The 15,584-nt window shown below is 62.0% G+C and carries 15 protein-coding genes; 5 read left to right on the forward strand and 10 right to left on the reverse strand.

Annotated features, from left to right (window positions below):
- Window positions 1-266: 266 nt before the first annotated feature.
- From PQB87_RS39670 to PQB87_RS39680, 3 genes are read right to left on the reverse strand one after another with little or no spacing between them, the layout of a single operon-like run.
- Window positions 267-656 (reverse strand): BON domain-containing protein, encoded by a 390-nt coding sequence (locus tag PQB87_RS39670; protein WP_111943778.1) that lies wholly within the window; start codon window positions 654-656, stop codon window positions 267-269.
- Between the two features lie 29 nt (window positions 657-685).
- Window positions 686-835: a hypothetical protein gene (locus tag PQB87_RS39675; RefSeq protein WP_174416122.1), complete on the reverse strand. Its 150-nt coding sequence runs from the start codon at window positions 833-835 to the stop codon at window positions 686-688.
- 51 nt (window positions 836-886) lie between these two features.
- Window positions 887-1,672, reverse strand: a complete 786-nt coding sequence (locus tag PQB87_RS39680) for an enoyl-CoA hydratase/isomerase family protein (protein WP_489244724.1) — start codon at window positions 1,670-1,672, stop codon at window positions 887-889.
- Window positions 1,673-1,961: 289 nt separating this feature from the next.
- Here PQB87_RS39680 and PQB87_RS39685 point away from each other — a divergent pair, with 289 nt between their 5' ends.
- Window positions 1,962-2,987, forward strand: a complete 1,026-nt coding sequence (locus PQB87_RS39685) for an AraC family transcriptional regulator (protein ID WP_301861277.1) — start codon at window positions 1,962-1,964, stop codon at window positions 2,985-2,987.
- A gap of 17 nt (window positions 2,988-3,004) precedes the next feature.
- Here the strand turns inward: PQB87_RS39685 and PQB87_RS39690 are convergent, their stop codons facing one another.
- On the reverse strand, window positions 3,005-3,856 hold the full coding sequence (locus tag PQB87_RS39690; RefSeq protein ID WP_174394432.1) for an AraC family transcriptional regulator: 852 nt from the start codon (window positions 3,854-3,856) through the stop codon (window positions 3,005-3,007).
- 272 nt (window positions 3,857-4,128) lie between these two features.
- Here PQB87_RS39690 and PQB87_RS39695 point away from each other — a divergent pair, with 272 nt between their 5' ends.
- From PQB87_RS39695 to PQB87_RS39710, 4 genes are read left to right on the forward strand one after another with little or no spacing between them, the layout of a single operon-like run.
- The gene (locus PQB87_RS39695) at window positions 4,129-5,283 is read left to right on the forward strand and encodes an acyl-CoA dehydrogenase family protein (RefSeq protein ID WP_111943802.1); all 1,155 of its coding nucleotides are present in this window, start codon (window positions 4,129-4,131) and stop codon (window positions 5,281-5,283) included.
- Between the two features lie 13 nt (window positions 5,284-5,296).
- Entirely contained in the window at window positions 5,297-6,073 is a 777-nt protein-coding gene (locus PQB87_RS39700) for an enoyl-CoA hydratase-related protein (protein WP_111943804.1), read from the forward strand.
- Between the two features lie 49 nt (window positions 6,074-6,122).
- Complete coding sequence (locus PQB87_RS39705) at window positions 6,123-6,572, forward strand: MaoC/PaaZ C-terminal domain-containing protein (protein ID WP_174394434.1); 450 nt, start codon at window positions 6,123-6,125, stop codon at window positions 6,570-6,572.
- Entirely contained in the window at window positions 6,569-8,017 is a 1,449-nt protein-coding gene (locus PQB87_RS39710; RefSeq protein ID WP_111943808.1) for a flavin-containing monooxygenase, read from the forward strand. Before PQB87_RS39705 ends, PQB87_RS39710 begins: the two co-directional genes overlap by 4 nt.
- Window positions 8,018-8,208: 191 nt before the next feature.
- Here PQB87_RS39710 and PQB87_RS39715 read toward each other — a convergent pair whose 3' ends face one another.
- The 6 genes from PQB87_RS39715 to PQB87_RS39740 all read right to left on the reverse strand — a co-directional run bounded on the left by PQB87_RS39715 (window position 8,209) and on the right by PQB87_RS39740 (window position 15,583).
- Window positions 8,209-9,633, reverse strand: coding sequence for an aminotransferase-like domain-containing protein (locus PQB87_RS39715; RefSeq protein ID WP_111943810.1), 1,425 nt, complete (start codon window positions 9,631-9,633; stop codon window positions 8,209-8,211).
- Between the two features lie 556 nt (window positions 9,634-10,189).
- Window positions 10,190-11,134 carry an electron transfer flavoprotein subunit alpha/FixB family protein gene (locus tag PQB87_RS39720; protein WP_489244727.1) on the reverse strand — a complete coding sequence of 315 codons (945 nt, stop codon included), beginning with the start codon at window positions 11,132-11,134 and terminating at the stop codon, window positions 10,190-10,192.
- 16 nt (window positions 11,135-11,150) lie between these two features.
- On the reverse strand, window positions 11,151-11,900 hold the full coding sequence (locus tag PQB87_RS39725; RefSeq protein ID WP_111943814.1) for an electron transfer flavoprotein subunit beta/FixA family protein: 750 nt from the start codon (window positions 11,898-11,900) through the stop codon (window positions 11,151-11,153).
- Window positions 11,901-11,958: 58 nt separating this feature from the next.
- Window positions 11,959-13,551: a class I adenylate-forming enzyme family protein gene (locus PQB87_RS39730; RefSeq protein WP_048028172.1), complete on the reverse strand. Its 1,593-nt coding sequence runs from the start codon at window positions 13,549-13,551 to the stop codon at window positions 11,959-11,961.
- Between the two features lie 74 nt (window positions 13,552-13,625).
- Window positions 13,626-14,402, reverse strand: a complete 777-nt coding sequence (locus PQB87_RS39735; RefSeq protein ID WP_111943816.1) for an SDR family NAD(P)-dependent oxidoreductase — start codon at window positions 14,400-14,402, stop codon at window positions 13,626-13,628.
- A 23-nt stretch (window positions 14,403-14,425) separates the two neighbouring features.
- Entirely contained in the window at window positions 14,426-15,583 is a 1,158-nt protein-coding gene (locus tag PQB87_RS39740; protein WP_048028168.1) for an acyl-CoA dehydrogenase family protein, read from the reverse strand.
- Window position 15,584 lies beyond the last annotated feature (1 nt).

Below are 15,584 nucleotides of genomic sequence, written 5' to 3' on the forward strand. Positions count from 1 at the left end.
AGCTGGAACGACGTCCACCGCCGCGAGGCAAGGTCAGCGCGGTGCAGGCAAGAAGCCCTTGCCGTGAAGGTGTGCCTTTATACCGGGTTCGCGGCACGGCCAGACAACCTCACTGGCATGGCAATCGCACCGGTCGCGAACAGATGCGAGCAAGTAATCGGGAAAAGCATGGCTTTCCGGCCGGGTGCCCTTAGCGGATCGACTCCAACACCGGAACCTGCCAGCGCTTGCACGCTCGTGCCTGCTTCCCCCGATGTGCGAGCTTGTTACGAACCGTCGAACGGCTTTTGCACAGTGAGCTTGTTGGTCACGGAGGTGACCCCTTGCACCCCCTTCGCGATCTGGGCAACCTCATTGACCTGCGCAGCATCCGTGACCGTACCGCTCAGCGTCACCGCGCCGCCTCTGACTACGACGCTGACATTGCCGGCGCTAATCTTCTTGTACTTGCCGATGGCGGCATACACCTTCCGACGCAGCGCGCGATTGGCCTTCCTCGTGCCCGCAGGAGCCGCCACGCTTTCGGCAGTGGAAGCGGAAGCGGCCGGCATGCCTACAGGCGCACTAGCAGCCTGGCCCGGCTGCGACCATGCGTGGCCGGACGCGGCCAGAATCAATGCAGCAATCGCCAACGCGCGTACCTGAATACTTTTCATCGACTACTCCGTTGTTGTGAAGGACGGGATCAGAGCACCATCACCTTACATTGACTCCCGCTTGCACCGGAGTCGTTCAACACCAGCGTGACGGCCTCACCGACCATGTCGTAGACGCTGCGCTCCAGCAAGCGGCCGAACGGCGTCATGCCGACACCGGCAACATAGATATCGTTCATGTAATGCCCGAAAGAGGAATGAGAAATACAGTAAGAGGAAATCTGGATGCCTTAACGGCCCTGGAATCGCGGCGCGCGTTTTTCGGCGAATGCCTGCAAGCCTTCCTGCAGGTCGAAGCTGCGCAGATGGCGACGCAACATGACTTGCTCGTGCAGCAACGCGTCGTCGCGGCTCTTGTCGGTGGAGGTGCGCGCGACTTCCTTCATGCGCCGCAACACGACCGGGCTCTTTGCAGCGATCTGGCCAGCCAGCTTCATCGCTGCATCGGACAATTCAGCATCCGGATGCACTTCGGATACGAAGCCGTAAGCCTTCATCTCGGCCGCCGAAAGCGTCTTGCCCGTCAACAGCAGATACATCGCGATGTTCTGAGGAATCAGGCGCGGCAAGACCGCCGCGCCGCCGGCGCCGGGATAGACGCCGAAGTTGGCATGGGCATCCCCGATGGCAGCGCTCTCGGCAGCAATGACGATGTCGGCACACATCGCGATCTCGAGGCCCCCAGCCACGGTGACGCCGTTGAGGGCGGCGATCACCGGCTTCGGGAAATTGCGCAGGCGCGCAAGCGTCGCGTCGGCGCGGTCGAGGAAATCCGCTTCGCCGACCTCCGCCTTCTGGCTGGCCAGTACCTCCTTCAAGTCCGCGCCGGCGCAGAATGCGGGGCCTGTGCCGGTCACGATCAGTACGCGAATCTCATCGTCGGCGGCGATCTGTGCCAGCCGACGGTCCAGTTCGGTCAGCAGCGCGATATTCACCGCGTTCATCGCCTCGGGACGATTCAGCGTCAAGCGCGCGACCGCGCCAGTCGTTTCAAACAGCAAGGCTTCTTCGGTCATCACGTCTCCGGGTTGTCTTGGAATGTCGTCGTGGCAGAGGGGTACAGACCTGCCCGCGATATGAAGTGATCATAGGCAGGGAGAAACGACCGCGCGGTTCTTTGGAGCGAAAAGTACATTCCGCAAAGCGATCCGCGGCGATCATGGATGACGCGCGTCATTGGGTGGGACTGTGGACGGGAGGTTTGCCGCTCCGGCACGATCGAATGGCGGCCGCCGCGAGCGCGTGTCGAAGGGTTCAGCGGCGGTGTAGAATCGGCGGCACTACTGTCCATCGACATCCCGCGCCTTGAAACCCCACCGCCAAGCCTCCCTCGTCGCAACGCAGGAAGCGACGACCATCGGGGGGTACTGCACGGCAATCGCCAAGACCCTGCAAGCCAGTGGAATGGACAGCGAGCGCATCTTTCGCTCCGTCGGCGTGCAACCCCACATGGTGAACGGCCCGATGGTTCGGCTGCCTGTCTCCACCTTGACCCGGCTATACCGTGCCTGCGTGGAAGCCACCCACAATCCGTATTTCGGCCTGTCGGTCGCGCGGCACATCCATATCTCCAACTTGCATGCGCTCGGCTACGCGCTCGCCGCCAGCAGCACGCTGCTCGACTTCTGTCGCCGGCTGGAACAGTACTTCCGGCTGGTGTCGCAGGCGGCCACTATTCGTATCGTCGAAGACGTCGACACGATCGCCGTGTGCGCCACCGATTTCAGGATCGAGGTCTGCGGCGAAACTGAAGATGCATTCATCGGGTTCCTGGTGCAATCGATGCGCATGTTGTACAAGCCGGGGTTCAATCCGCTGTCCGTGGCATTCCATCGTGCGATGCCGCGCGAAGGCGACGAGCCATACCGCGCGTTGATGCGGGCACCGGTCAGTTTTTCGAATCCGGCCACGACACTGACTTTCGACCGGCACGAGTTGATGCAGCCGCTCGGCGGCGCCTGCCCGGAACTGGCACAAGTCAACGACAACATCGCGAATCAATATCTCGCACGACTGGACAAGAGCGACGTGGTGACCGGCGTCACGCAGAAGATCATCGAATTGCTGCCCTCCGGCGACTGCAGCAGGGAGAAGGTTGCCGAAGCGTTATGCATGAGCCCGGCTACCTTGCAGGTGCGGCTGGCACAACGCGGCACCCATTTCCTGCAGATCATGGACGACACGCGCAGAGATCTCGCGCGCAATTACATCCAGCAGCGGACAAGCTCCGTCACCGAAATCGCGTTCTTGCTCGGATTCACCAGCACCAGCAATTTCGCCCGCGCATTCAAGCGATGGACCGGTATGTCACCTACGCAATTCCGGGACTAATTCTGGTTCAGGGTCACTTATGCCGCGCGCCGGAAACGGGCCGGCGTCAATCCAAATTCCGAACGGAAGCACGTAGTCAGATAACTCTGGTCCCGAAACCCGCATTCAAACGCCACGCCATCGATAGGCAAATTGGTTGTGGCCAGTAATTCGCGCGCCCGTTCCAAGCGCTGCTGGCGGACATAGCGGCTGGGCGACAGCCCCATCGCTTCGAAGAACAAGCGGCGGAAATGGGATTGGCTCACCCCCATGCGCCCCGCCAGCACATCGTTGTCGATCGCCGCCCCCAAATTGCCCTGTATCCAGTCGAGCAAGGCCGACAGGCGGGCCAACTGCACGCGATCGGGCGATGGCAGGCGTCCCGCACAGCCGGCCAATACCCGCTCGGTCTGTTCCACCATAATGCCGCTCAAGCGCTGGGCATACGCGAGGCTACCCTGATCGCCGCTCCGAAGTTCATGGCAAACTTGGCGCGCCGCTGCGCTCACAAGTGGATCGTGGAACGGATAGGCTACGGCGCCATCGCCCATCAGCCGCCGCAACCGCTGCACATGGGGATGGTCGCCATCGAGGTAGTGGAACACGGCGCAATCGACGGCGCCATCCTGCACCCATTCCGCCGCGCAGTGGGGCGGCACCAGCACTGAAAATCCTGGCAAGAAATTCGCCGCCTCCCGGTGCCGACTGGCCCAGGAGGCCCGCGCGCCGCCCAAATGCGTCAGCAGCAGCATTTGCGGCAAACCATTGCCGCGCCGCTTTCTGGCATGGCAAAAGTAGCGTTCCACCCGCAAAGGCAGACTGCCTTCGATCTCCCGGCTCACCACCGGCCGGACACCGAACATGCTGCTCAGTTGTTGCCAGGATTCCATTTTCACCCCGCATAAAAACATTAGGCCATTCTATTAAAAACGGCCGAGAGTTTCCTTTCTTTTTTTGGTAATTCCCACCCAAACATGACCGGCGAAACTCTGATCCGAATTGGGTAGGGATTACCCTCATTTTTATGCGATCGGAATTTAAAAAAAATAGCGACATTTTACAAAACCCGCCCTTCTGCACGAATCGCACAATTAAAAATTGAATAAATAATAATTTCGTGAAAATCGATATTCGTCAACTTCAATAACAGCAAGGAGGATTGATGGGACATGTATTTCGTACCGGTGAACAGCAGATCGCGGTCGATGGCTTCCGCCGTTTTTTGGATGAGGAAATCGAGCCATGGGCGCGCGAATTCCGCGACCGCCCTTTGCCGAAAGAACGCTTGCAACCCATCATGGCCCAGCTGGCCGCCTTCGGCATCGGCAGCGGCCCGGTGCGCACAGAGCATGGCGGTCTGGGACTGGACTGGCAAACCTACGCCATGCTGTTCGAAGAACTGGCGTACACCTGGCTGGACTTGTCTATCGTCGCGCTGATCAATACGTTTGGCGCTGTCTGCCTGGACTTACTGGCTCCGCCCGCACTGCGAGAGCGCTACCTGCCCGGCCTGATATCAGGCGAGCGCTTCGCCAGCCTGGCCTTTTCGGAACCGGATGTGGGCTCCAACCTGCTGGAAGTAAAAACTCGGGCCCGCTTGGGGGAGAACGGCTATGTGATCAACGGCGAAAAGACCTGGATCAGCAATGGTCGCTATTCCGATTTCCTGATCTGCACTTGCCGTACCGGCGCCGACGCCCGCGGCGGTCTAACTTACTTGCTGGTCGACCGCGAACAACACGGCTATGAAGTGCGCGACATCCACAAGATCGCACTGAACAGCCAGTCGACCGCGCAAATTTTCCTGCGCGACGTCACGGTGCCGGCCGCCAATATCATTGGCGGAGAAGGCCGCGCGCTGGCCAATACCCTGGCGCTCTTTGAACGTTCACGCATGATCGTGGCTAGTCAGGGCGTGGGCGTGGCCCGGCGGGCACTGGACGAAGCCATCGCCTACGCGCAGGAGCGCCGCCAGCACGGCAAGGTGCTGGCCGGCCACCAGTTGATTTCCGCGATGCTGGCCGATATGGCCACTCGTATCGATGCCGGCAGGCTGCTGTGCAACCGCGCTGCCGCCATGATGGATGCCGGCCTGCGCGCCGAAATGGAAGCGGCCATGGCCAAATCCTATACCACCGAAGCGGCCGTGGAAATCTGCCGCCAGGCGGTTCAAATTCACGGCGGCAATGGCCTTGCCAGCGAATTCCTGGTCGAAAAACTGGCGCGCGAAGCAATCGTGATGACCATCCCGGAAGGGACCACGCAAATGCAGCAACTGATTGTCGGACGCGCGCTGACCGGCGTGAGCGCATTTTGAACAGGACTCCCACATGACAACCAACATCTCTTCCAACCTCGAGCAAGGCGTGCTGCAACTGGTCTTTTCGTCGGCCGACGGCCTGAACACACTGGATGACGCCTGGTGCACAGCGCTGGCGGCGGCGTTGCGCGACGCGGCACACGACCCGGCCGTGCGTGCCGTGCTGCTGTCCGCGCAAGGACGGGCATTTTGCGCCGGCGCCAACCTGGACGGCATGCGCCGCAGCGCCTTGCAGCAAGGCTTCGATGGCTCACCCCTTGCTCAGCTGACTCACGCCCTGGCCGGCTTCACCAAGCCGCTGATCGGCGCCGTCCATGGCAAGGCCATAGGTGGTGGCGCCACCCTGCTGCTGCATTGCGACCTGGTAGCAGCGGCGGCCGATACCCAATTCCTGCTGCCCTTCACCAGCTTGGGTGGCGTCCCGGAATTTGCCTCCACCTATTTGCTACCGCGCAGCGCTGGCTCCCGCTTGGCCACGGAATTGCTGTTGCTGGCGCAACCCTTCGACGCCGAAACCGCCCTGCGCGCCGGCATCGTCAACCAGGTCGTTGCAGCCGGCCAGGAACTGCCGCTGGCCGAACAATGGGCGCAACGGCTTGCGGCGCTGGCACCCAATGCCGTGCAAAACACCCGGCGCCTGCTGCGCCAGACACAGCACGCGGGCCTGGTGTCCGCCATCGACACGGAAGGCGCCGCCCTGGCCGCCGCTCTGCACAGTCCGGAAGTTCGCGAAGCTTTCAGTGCATTCCTGGAAAAGCGCCGTCCTAATTTCGCCCAATTTCACTGAGTTCGCACCATGAAAATCAAAAAGTTGCGTAATGCAGGGGGAAATGCACATGCTGTATTTTGACGATGTACAGATAGGCTTGCCGATGGTTTCGCGCTCCCATGCCTTGAACCAGAACGACATGATCGCATTTGCCAGGCAATGGGACCCGTTGCCCATCCATGTCGATCCGGTCGCCGCTTGTGATACGCCCGTCAACGGCTTGATTGCGTCCGGCAGCCACCTGGCCGCCATCTATGCCCTGTTGAGTAATGACGGCCTGGATCCGCCCATGGCCGGAGTTGCTAGCCTGCGGCACGAACTGGAAATTCTCACTCCGGGACGGCCGGGCGATGTACTGACACTGACCGTCACTTGCCTGGAGAAGCGTCCGTCCGGCAGCAAGCCTGACCGTGGCCTGGTCACCATGTTAAGCGAACTCAATAACCAGAACGGCGCGACCGTTATGCGTATTCGCTCACTGAACATGCTATATCGCCGTCCGGGGAGCGCGTCATGACCGAATATTTCGATGTACTAATCGTTGGCGCCGGGATTTCCGGCATCGGCGCCGCCCGGCGATTGCAGCAGGATTGCCCCAGAAAACGCTTTGTCCTGCTTGAAAGCCGCGCCAGCCTGGGCGGCACTTGGGATTTGTTCCGTTATCCGGGCTTGCGCTCGGACTCCGATATGTACACGCTGGGTTATGACTTCAAGCCATGGCCGCATGATCGAACCTTTGCCGACGGAGCCACCATCCTGCAATACTTGCGGGAGACGGCCGCCGAGACTGGTATCGACCACCATATCCGCTACCGGCACCGGGTAGTGGCGGCTGCCTGGTCGTCCGAGGAAGCGCGCTGGCGGCTGACGGTGGAATGCGGCGAACAGGGCGAGTCCGTGCACATGAGTTGCGGCTTTTTGATCGTCTGTGGTGGCTATTACGATTACGAAGCCGGGTACACGCCAGACTTTCCCGGCCAGCAACGCTACCGAGGCCGCGTCGTTCATCCGCAAGCGTGGCCGGAAGACCTGGACTACCGCGACAAGCGCGTGGTCATCATCGGCAGCGGCGCGACTGCCGTCACCCTGGTGCCGGCCATGGCCGAGCAGGCAGCCCATGTCACCATGCTGCAGCGCTCTCCCACTTATGTCATGGCCGAACCGGGCGTGGACCGCGTGGCGCGCTGGCTGCACCTTACGTTGCCTTCCCGTCCGGCCTACCTGGCGACGCGCTGGAAACGCATCGTGCAAGGTGTTTGCACCCATACATTGCGCCGGCGCTGGCCAGCCCTGGCCCGCACCGCCATGCTCAAGCAGATGCACCGGCAGTGGCCCGCCGGGGCTGATGCCCATTTCACTCCGCGCCACGCTCCCTATGAGCAGAGAGTCTGCTTAGCGCCAGATGGCGACATGTTTCGCACCATCCGTTCGGGACGCGCTTCAGTCGTGACCGACCACATCGACACCTTCACCGAAACGGGCGTGAAGCTGCGTTCAGGGGCGGAACTGGCCGCGGACGTGATCGTGACGGCGACGGGCTTGCGGCTGAAAATGCTGGGCGGAATTGCGTTTTACGTCAATGGCAGGCCGGTTGACTGGTCGCAAATGGTCCAGTACAAGGGCGTGATGTACGGTGGCGTTCCCAACCTGGTGTCGATATTGGGCTACACCACCGTCTCCTGGACCCTGAAAGCCGACCTGGCCAGTGCCTATGCGTGTCGCTTGCTGCGCCACATGGACCGCACCGGCGCCGGCCAGTGCATGCCGCGCCCGCCGCTGGACGGCATGCCTTGCCCGCCGCTGGTCCAGTCCAGCGCCGGCTATATCCAGCGCGCACGCGATCTGTTACCCCGGCAAGGCACGCGGCGCCCCTGGAAATTCCATCAAAATTATCCGCTCGATATCCTTGTACTCAAGCTGGGGCGGCTGGACGACGGCATCATGGAATTTGGCCCGGCCTGAACACCGCCCCGACCGTGCCCCTCAATCGGCCGCGGCGCCCCGCCCGGGCCGCGCCGATGTTGTGCCAACCCACCTTGCGCGTCGCCACCATCAGCGCGCTATGTAACAGCACCTGATCGTTGACGGCGGAAAGCTCGCGGGCACGGACGAGCAATCGTACTGGCTGACGTGACGCAGGGCGCGCCGCGCGGTCAGCCGGCGCTGGCCGTCGCGAGCTTGCCGACGGTGATGACGGCCTGCTCGATCTCCGGCGACCACGGGCTGCTGTAGTTCAGCCGGATGAAGTTCCGGTAGTTGTCCGTGATCGAGAACATGTAGCCGGGCCCGATCGTGATCCCCTGCTCCAGCGCGAGCTGGTACAGCCGCATCGCATCGACCTGCGCCGGCAATTCGACCCACAGCACGTAGCCGCCCGCCGGGCTCGAGATGCGCGTGCCTTCCGGGAAGAACCGCGACACCATCGCCCGCATCAGGTTCGCCTGCTGCGCATACGCCTTGCGCAAGCGCCGCAGGTGATGCTCGTAACCGTCGCGTTCGAGAAACTCCGCGATCGCGAGCTGCGGCAGCGACGGCGTCGCCAGCGTGTTCAGGAACTTCAGCTTCTCGACCTGATCGCGATAGCGGCCCGGCAACGCCCAGCCGATCCGGTAGGCTGCCGTCAGGCTCTTCGAGAACGACGAGCAATGCAGCACGATCCCGTTGCGGTCATAGGACTTCAGCGTGCTCGGATGCGACTCGCCGAAATACAGTTCGTTATACACACCGTTCTCGATGATCGGCATGTCGACCCGCGTCGCGAATTCGACCAGTTCGCGCTTGCGCTCGTTCGGCATCTGGAAGCCGAGCGGGTTCTGGAAGTTCGGCATCACCATGCACGCGGCGAGCGGCTGCGACTTCGCGATCGCGGCCAGCGCCGCGATATCGATCCCGTATTCCGGATGCGTAGCCACCTCGATCGCCTTCATCCCCATCCGCTCGATCGCGTGCAGCATCGCGTAGAACGTCGGCGATTCCACCGCGATCGTATCGCCGGGCTTCGCGACCGCCTGCAGGCACAAGTTGATCGCCTCCGTCGCACCGACCGTCACGATGATCTCGTTCGGGTCCACCGCCATCCCGTTTTCCAGGTAGCGCCGCGCGATCTGCCGGATTAGCTGCGGATGCCCGGGCGGCAGTCCGTCCGTCACGCCCCACTGCGACTTGTCGCGGCCGGCCGCATACGCGTAGCGGTTCAGCTTCTCGAACGGGAACAGGCTCGGGTCCGGATACGGCGAGCCGAGCGGCACCGCGTCGTCGGTGCCGATCGAGCGCAGCGTCGACAGCACGAGCCGGCTCATGTCCACCGACGACGAGATCGCGATCGGCTTCGACGGCCGCAGTTCGCGCACCGGTGTATGGCCATCGTCGCGCCGCAGGTTCACGAAATAGCCGGACTGCGGGCGACTCTCCAGAAGCCCGCGGCTTTCCAGCAGCAGATACGCGTGCAGCACGGTTGTGATGCTGATCCGGTGCTGCTGGCTCGCCAGCCGCACCGACGGCACACGATCGCCGTGTCGATACACGCCCTGACGGACCAAGCGTTCTATATCGTCCGCAAGTTTTTCGTAGAGTTTCATGCCCGCTCCCCACCGGCCGGCGCAGGCGCGCCGGATACCAACGGCGCGGCGGCTCTTTGGGAGAACCTGCCGTGTCGGACGAGTGTATTCAACAGCCGGCTAGAATGGCATCAGCCGCATTCCCCGATTGGCATCTCAGAAATCTGGCCCGAAGCAAGATTAACTCTGGCGACTCTGTTATCCAGACAAGAAATTGCGCACGCGTCATGCAGCGCGGGATTCGGTCACAACCGGCGGCATCGGACTCGTCACTGCCATGAAAGGGTGTCGCCCCCGAGGCGGGTAAACGCACCATGAGCCATCGTTATGACGGAAAAATACGATCGATAACGTGCCGGATGCATACTCTGCCTCGATGCAGACACCACGCCATGATTTATGGATGCTGAAATCACGACGTGTCAAACGGGTAAGCCGCATACTTTCGCAACCGAACCACTTATCGACCAGCCTGCTTAGCGACCTTTCCCGGCTATTCACCTCTTGCTCCAGAATCGCGTTTACGTGAACCACAAATGACATCGGATAACACTGGCAGGCCGTTTCGGCAAGCGAGTCATGAATGCGAATGCAACTCGCTCGCGAGCTCCGGCACGAGCGCGAACAGGTCGCCGACGAGGCCATAGTCGGCCACGCTGAAGATCGGGGCTTCCGGATCCTTGTTGATCGCAACGATCACCTTTGAATCCTTCATGCCGGCCAGATGCTGGATCGCACCCGAGATGCCGACCGCGATGTACAGCTGCGGTGCGACGATCTTGCCGGTCTGGCCGACCTGGTAGTCGTTCGGCACGTAGCCTGCGTCGACTGCCGCGCGCGATGCGCCGAGTGCGGCCGACAGCTTGTCAGCCAGCGGCTCCAGCACCTTCGTGTAGTTCTCGCCGCTGCCCAGACCGCGGCCGCCCGACACGATGATCTTCGCGCTCGTCAGCTCCGGACGGTCCAGCTTCGTCACTTCACGGCTCACGAACTGCGACTTGCCGGCGTCTGCCGCCGCCTCGATCTTCTCGACCGTCGCGCTGCCGCCTTCCGCTGCAACCGGATCGAAACCGGTCGCACGCACCGTGATGACCTTGATCGGGTCGCTCGACTGCACCGTCGCAATCGCGTTGCCCGCGTAGATCGGGCGCTCGAACGTGTCGGCCGAATCGACCGCCGTGATGTCCGAGATCTGCGCGACGTCCAGCTTCGCGGCGATACGCGGCGCGATGTTCTTGCCGTACGCAGTTGCCGGCGCGAGGATGTGCGAATAGCCCTTCGCGATGTTCAGCGCGGTCGCCTCGACGTTTTCCGCGAGACCTGCTTCGAGTTGCGGCGCGTCGGCCAGCAGCACCTTCGACACACCTGCGATCTTCGCCGCTGCATCCGCAGCCGCTTGCGCGTTGTGGCCCGCGACCAGCACGTGAATATCGCCACCGATCTTCGCTGCCGCCGCCACCGTGTTCAACGTCGCGGCCTTGACCGACGCGTTGTCGTGTTCTGCAATCACCAGAATCGTCATTTCTTTGCGCTCCCTCTTACAGCACCTTGGCTTCGGTCTTCAGCTTCTCGACCAGCGTCTTCACGTCCGGCACCTTCACGCCGGCTGCACGCTTCGGCGGCTCGACGACCTTCAGCGTCTTCAGACGCGGTGCGACGTCCACACCGAGGTCTTCCGGCTTCACGGTTTCCAGCGGCTTCTTCTTCGCCTTCATGATGTTCGGCAGCGTCACGTAGCGCGGCTCGTTCAGGCGCAGGTCGGTCGTCACGACCGCCGGCAGCGACAGCGACAGCGTTTCCGCGCCGCCGTCGACTTCGCGTGCAACCGTTGCCTTGCCGTCAGCGATCGTCACCTTCGATGCGAACGTCGCTTGCGGCAGGCCTGCCAGCGCGGCCAGCATCTGGCCCGTCTGGTTCGAATCGTCGTCGATCGCCTGCTTGCCGAGGATCACCAACTGAGGCTGTTCCTTGTCGACCAGCGCTTTCAGGATCTTCGCGACGGCCAGCGGCTCGACGCTGTCGGTCGATTCGACGAGGATCGCGCGATCCGCACCGATCGCCAGCGCCGTACGCAGCGTTTCCTGCGCCTGCGTGACACCCACCGACACGGCGATCACTTCGGTCGCGACGCCCGCTTCCTTCAGGCGCACGGCTTCTTCAACGGCGATTTCGTCGAACGGGTTCATCGACATCTTCACGTTTGCGACATCGACACCGGATTGATCGGACTTCACGCCGACCTTCACGTTCGCGTCGACCACTCTCTTTACAGCAACAAGAATCTTCAAGGCATTCTCCTGAATCTCAATATCGCCCCACTCACTCAAAGCATACGCATCGATGTGCCTAGCTGACCTTGCGCTGCATGTTTTGCCAGTACCTGTCCTTAACCACGCGTCGCAGAACCTTGCCGACCACCGAGGTCGGCAATTGTTCGACAAATACGATCGACTTCGGCGCCTTGTAGCTCCCGAGTTTTTCCTTGGCGTGTGCGATAAGTTCAGCGGCCTCGACCAAAGCACCAGGACGCAGCACCACTTCCGCGTGCACGGCCTCACCCCACTCCTGATGCGGTATGCCAACCACGGCACACATCATGACGGCCGGATGGGAAGCCAGCGCCGCTTCGACTTCGACCGCATAGACGTTGAAGCCGCCGCTGATGATCATGTCCTTCAACCGGTCGACGATGTACAGATAGCCGTCCTCGTCGATGTAGCCGAGGTCGCCCGATTTCCATGCCCCGTCAGAGAACTCGGCGGCCGTCGTTTCAGGATTGTTGTAGTACCCCTTGATAACAGCTCGGCTCCGGATGCGGATTTCGCCGCATTGGCCGGTTGGCAGTGGGTTGCCCTGCTCATCGGTGATATAAACCTCGACGCCCGGCGTTGTGCGACCAGCCGAAGACAGGCGCTTGGTGCCGCTGCCCGTTGTATGCGCGGTCTCGTGCTCGGCCTTGTCGAGCGTCGACACGAACATGGGGACTTCCGTGGCGGCGTAGGCTTGCGCGAAGATGGGGCCGAAGCACGTGATCAGGTCATCGAGCTTGGCGGGACTCATCGGCGCCGCGGCGTAGATCAGGGTGTTCAGCGAAGAGAGATTGCGTGGGTTCGTGCGCTGCAACTCGAGCAGACGGTACAGCACGGTCGGCACCAGGAACGAATGGGTCACGCACTGCTGCTCGGCCGTTTCCCGCCATTGCTCGAGATCGAGCTGATTGAGCGTGATGTTGGCGCCACCGGCATAGAAAGTCAGTATGAAAGCGACCACGGCGCCATGCGAGAGCGGCGCCACGTGCAACATACGTGTGCGATCGTTGAAGCCGAAATCCGGGTTGCGGAAGCCGCCATCGCAGCAAGCCATCAGATTGTCGATCGAGTACATCGCGCATTTGCCCTGCCCAGTCGTGCCGCCGGTGAAGCGCAACATGCAGATGTGCTCATCGTCGTCCAGCTCCACGTCGGCGTCGAGTTCGGACGCAGCGTCAACCAGATGCCAGAACGCGCGTACACCGGGGCGCGCGGCCTGCTCCGGTGTCGGGTTGTCCATGACGACGATCTCGCAACCGGCTGCACGCAGCATGTCGTAGTAGCCGTCGAGCATGCGCGTTTCAATGAACACGACCTTCGGCTTGACCAGTTCGATCTGGCGCGCATGCTCTTCCGGCGCATCGCGCAGGTTGGTCATGACCACCGTGCCTTCCTGCTTGAGGACGGTCGGCAGCATCATCAGGCTCAGGTTGTCGTTTTCCAGGATGAGCAGGAACTTGTCACCCTTGCCGACCCCGAGCGCGTTGCGCAGCGCATCGGCGATACGGTTGGTCAACAGGTGGTACTCGTGGTAGCTGTAGCTACGGCTACGCTCCACATTGACGATTGCTTGCCGGTCGCGAAAGCGCAGCGTCATCAGGCACATGATGCGGCAAAAGTTCATCTTCATGGATTTGTCTCCTCTGTTCTTTTGCCCTCCCTCTCCTTCAGAGGAAGGGCGGCACTGTCGCCGGTGCGGCGCGTTCAGCGTGCGCGCAGCCGTGATGCTGCGTCCAGACGGATGGTGTGCGCGTTGAGGTAGGCGTTTTCGATGATGAAAGCGCAGCAGTGCGCGAACTCGCGCATGTCGCCGAGGCGTCGCGGGGCTTCGATCTGCGTCTTCAACGCAGCGACGATCTTCTCGTCGAGCGTCTGCACCATCGGCGTCAGGAACAGGCCCGGCGCAATGGCATTGACACGGATGCCGACGTCGCCGAGTTCCCGCGCCGCCGGCATGTTCATGCCGAGCAGTGCCGCCTTGGAAGCAGCATAGGCGACCTGACCGATTTGTGCCTCATAGGCGGCACCCGACGAGATGTTGATGACCACGCCGCGCTCCTCTCCGACCTCCGGTTCGTTCCTGGCCATCTGCTCGGCGCATTTCGACATGACGTTGAACACGCCGTTGACGTTGACCGCCGTCACTTGCGCAAACTTGGCCAACGGCGTGGCCTTGCCGTCCTTGCCCAACACCTTGCACGGCGTGGGCAACGCCGCGCAGTTGATGCAGACGTGAACCGTACCGAACCGGGCCGTCACGGCTGCGACCGCGTTCTGCACGGACTCCTCACTGGCGACGTCGGTTTGCACAAACATCGCGTGTTCGGCGCCGATCTCTTCGACAGCCTTGGCTCCGGCTTCGGCGTTCAGATCGAAGATGGCAACGCGCGCGCCCTTTTCCTGCACCAGATAACGTGCGGTGGCGAGGCCAAGGCCCGAAGCGCCGCCGGTAATGACGATGACTTTTCCTTCAATGCGCATGATGTGTCCTGTGGCGATGGTGCTTAAAACGCCGGCACGCCGGTCAACGCGCGGCCGATGATGAGTTGCTGAATCTGGGTCGTGCCTTCCGGAATCGGCGCGATGATCGCCTCGCGTGCGAGCTTCTCGACGAGGAATTCGGTCGTGACGCCGTTACCCCCGTGGATCTGCACGGCCTCGCGGGCGACTTTCACGGCGGCTTCGCAGGCGAAATACTTGGCCATCGCGGCTTCCATCTCGGCCGGCACGCCCGCTTCGATCATCGACGCCGCGCGATAGGTCAACAGGCGCGCCGCGTCCACGTTGGTCGCCATATCGGCCAGCATCGCCGCGATCAACTGGTGACCCGCGATGACCTTGCCGTGCTGGCGCCGCTCCGTGGCGTAACGCACCGCCTCTTCGAGCGCGCGGCGAGCGATGCCCAGGCCCTGCGCGGCGACGAATACGCGCGAGCGTTCGAACAGCGAGAGCGTATTGCGCAGCCCCTCGCCTTCGTTGCCGATCATGTTGGAGGCCGGCACGCGCACATCGGTCAGGAAGATCTGTGCGGTGGACTGGCTGTTGAAGCCGATCTTGTGGATGCCGCGTACTTCGTACGGATGTTCCTTGCGGTCGAGCAGGAAGTGCGTCAACCCTTTGCGCGGATCGTCGCTGGTGCGGCAGGTGCAGATCAGGAAGTCCGAGTATTCGCCGTTGCTGATCCAGGTCTTTTCGCCGTTGATGATGAAATGATCGCCATCACGGCGCGCACGCGTTCTGATCTCCAGTACATTGGAGCCGACGTCGGGTTCCGAAATGCCCATCGAGACGAAACTGTCTCCACTCAACAGGCCGGGCAGGTAGCGTTCACGCAAATGCGGGGGCGCGATCTTCTCGAGCAGCACGACGCCGAACGAGTTGATCAGCACCGGCACCGACAGGTCGGCCGAGGTGGTCGCCACCTCCTCGAACAGCATCAGCGAAGTCAGCCAGTCCAGGCCCATGCCGCCGTTGGCTTCGCTCGCGATGCCCGACACCAGACCGAATTCCGTCAGCCGGCGCATGATCTCGGCCATCTTGTCGCGTGGCACGAACTTGTCGCGGTATTGCTTGCTGAAGATCGGATCGATCTCGGCGTCGAGGAAGCGTTTCAGTCCATCGACGGCTGCCTGCTGCTCTTCGGTGCGAAATACGTGTCCCATG

It is taken from the genome of Burkholderia sp. KL41 (genome assembly GCF_057005415.2).

What these genes read in the sequence shown, in the direction of transcription:
- PQB87_RS39705 (WP_174394434.1), top strand. Translation starts at nt 6,123, where the DNA reads ATGCTGTATTTTGACGATGTACAGATAGGCTTGCCGATGGTTTCGCGC.
- PQB87_RS39715 (WP_111943810.1), bottom strand. Translation starts at nt 9,633, where the DNA reads ATGAAACTCTACGAAAAACTTGCGGACGATATAGAACGCTTGGTCCGT.
- PQB87_RS39740 (WP_048028168.1), bottom strand. Translation starts at nt 15,583, where the DNA reads ATGGGACACGTATTTCGCACCGAAGAGCAGCAGGCAGCCGTCGATGGA.
- PQB87_RS39695 (WP_111943802.1), top strand. Translation starts at nt 4,129, where the DNA reads ATGGGACATGTATTTCGTACCGGTGAACAGCAGATCGCGGTCGATGGC.
- PQB87_RS39720 (WP_489244727.1), bottom strand. Translation starts at nt 11,134, where the DNA reads ATGACGATTCTGGTGATTGCAGAACACGACAACGCGTCGGTCAAGGCC.
- PQB87_RS39710 (WP_111943808.1), top strand. Translation starts at nt 6,569, where the DNA reads ATGACCGAATATTTCGATGTACTAATCGTTGGCGCCGGGATTTCCGGC.
- PQB87_RS39700 (WP_111943804.1), top strand. Translation starts at nt 5,297, where the DNA reads ATGACAACCAACATCTCTTCCAACCTCGAGCAAGGCGTGCTGCAACTG.
- PQB87_RS39680 (WP_489244724.1), bottom strand. Translation starts at nt 1,672, where the DNA reads ATGACCGAAGAAGCCTTGCTGTTTGAAACGACTGGCGCGGTCGCGCGC.
- PQB87_RS39690 (WP_174394432.1), bottom strand. Translation starts at nt 3,856, where the DNA reads ATGGAATCCTGGCAACAACTGAGCAGCATGTTCGGTGTCCGGCCGGTG.
- PQB87_RS39730 (WP_048028172.1), bottom strand. Translation starts at nt 13,551, where the DNA reads ATGAAGATGAACTTTTGCCGCATCATGTGCCTGATGACGCTGCGCTTT.
- PQB87_RS39675 (WP_174416122.1), bottom strand. Translation starts at nt 835, where the DNA reads ATGAACGATATCTATGTTGCCGGTGTCGGCATGACGCCGTTCGGCCGC.
- PQB87_RS39735 (WP_111943816.1), bottom strand. Translation starts at nt 14,402, where the DNA reads ATGCGCATTGAAGGAAAAGTCATCGTCATTACCGGCGGCGCTTCGGGC.
- PQB87_RS39670 (WP_111943778.1), bottom strand. Translation starts at nt 656, where the DNA reads ATGAAAAGTATTCAGGTACGCGCGTTGGCGATTGCTGCATTGATTCTG.